Raw genomic sequence first — 1,155 nt, forward strand, 5'->3', positions numbered from 1 at the left:
CGGACGATCCGCAGTAACCGCCTGCCCTCGTCGTCATCGATCTCCCGGACCTGCACACGTTCAGCCACGCGATCATTCTGGCCGTCCGGCGCCGCCCAGGACAGCAACAGAGTGACGCCTCATCGCAGGGCGAACGTTGCTTGATGCGGCACTAGCGGGTGACCTCAGTCGGAGATGTGCCGTCGGTTGGTGGTCGTCCGGGTCCGGAGATTCCGCTGATCGATCGGTGAAGAGTCGTTTCGCGTCGAATGCCGACGGGGACCCGGATGCAACGCCGCCGGAGCGCCGACGCTCCGCCTGGCGAGCCGGCGGCAAAACCCACCGTTCCGCCTGATGCAGGTGAACGGCCCGCGGAGACGTGCCGGAGCCACGGACTGCGTCGCAGCACTTCCGAGAGTCAGGCTCTCTGCGCCTTCTCCACCACCGCCATGCCGCGACATCAAGGGAAGTCACCATGAAAGCAGCGGTATACGAAGGACCGCGAACGGTCACCGTGAAGGACGTACCGGACGCGAAGATCGAACACCCCTGCGACATCATCGTCAAGATCACCACCACCAACATCTGCGGTTCGGACCTGCACATGTACGAGGGCCGCACCTCCTTCGAGTCCGGCCGCACCCTGGGACACGAGAACATGGGCCAGGTGGTGGAGGTCGGCTCGGCCGTCCGCAAGGTCCAGGTCGGCGAGTACGTGGTCCTGCCCTTCAACATCGCCTGCGGCTTCTGCAAGCAGTGCGAGCGGGGCCTGACCAACTACTGCCTGACCATGCAGCCGGAACCGGACCTCGCGGGAGCCGCCTACGGATTCGCCGACATGGGCCCCTACCAGGGCGGCCAGGCGGAGCTGCTGCGCGTGCCCTACGGCGACTTCAACGCGCTGCGTCTGGGCGAGGACGCCGCCGAGCGGCAGACCGACTACGTGATGCTCGCCGACATCTTCCCCACCGGCTATCACGCCACCGAGATGGCCCACGTCAAACCGGGCGACCAGACCATCGTCTTCGGGGCCGGTCCCGTCGGGCTGATGGCGACCTACTCCGCCATCCTCAAGGGCGCCGGCCGCGTCTGGACGGCCGACCACCAGCCCGACCGGCTGCGCAAGGCGGAGGAGATCGGAGCCATCCCGATCAACACCGCCGAGCAGAACCCGGC

Annotated in this window: 1 protein-coding gene; it reads left to right on the top strand. The window is 66.9% G+C overall.

The window, feature by feature from the left end; translation table 11 throughout:
- Positions 1-454: 454 nt before the first annotated feature.
- On the top strand, positions 455-1,155 hold a 701-nt coding region (locus tag AB0924_RS38605), incomplete at its 3' end, for an alcohol dehydrogenase catalytic domain-containing protein (RefSeq protein WP_366913989.1).

It is taken from the genome of Streptomyces sp. NPDC047869 (assembly GCF_040704065.1).
In the GTDB taxonomy this organism is placed as follows: domain Bacteria; phylum Actinomycetota; class Actinomycetes; order Streptomycetales; family Streptomycetaceae; genus Streptomyces.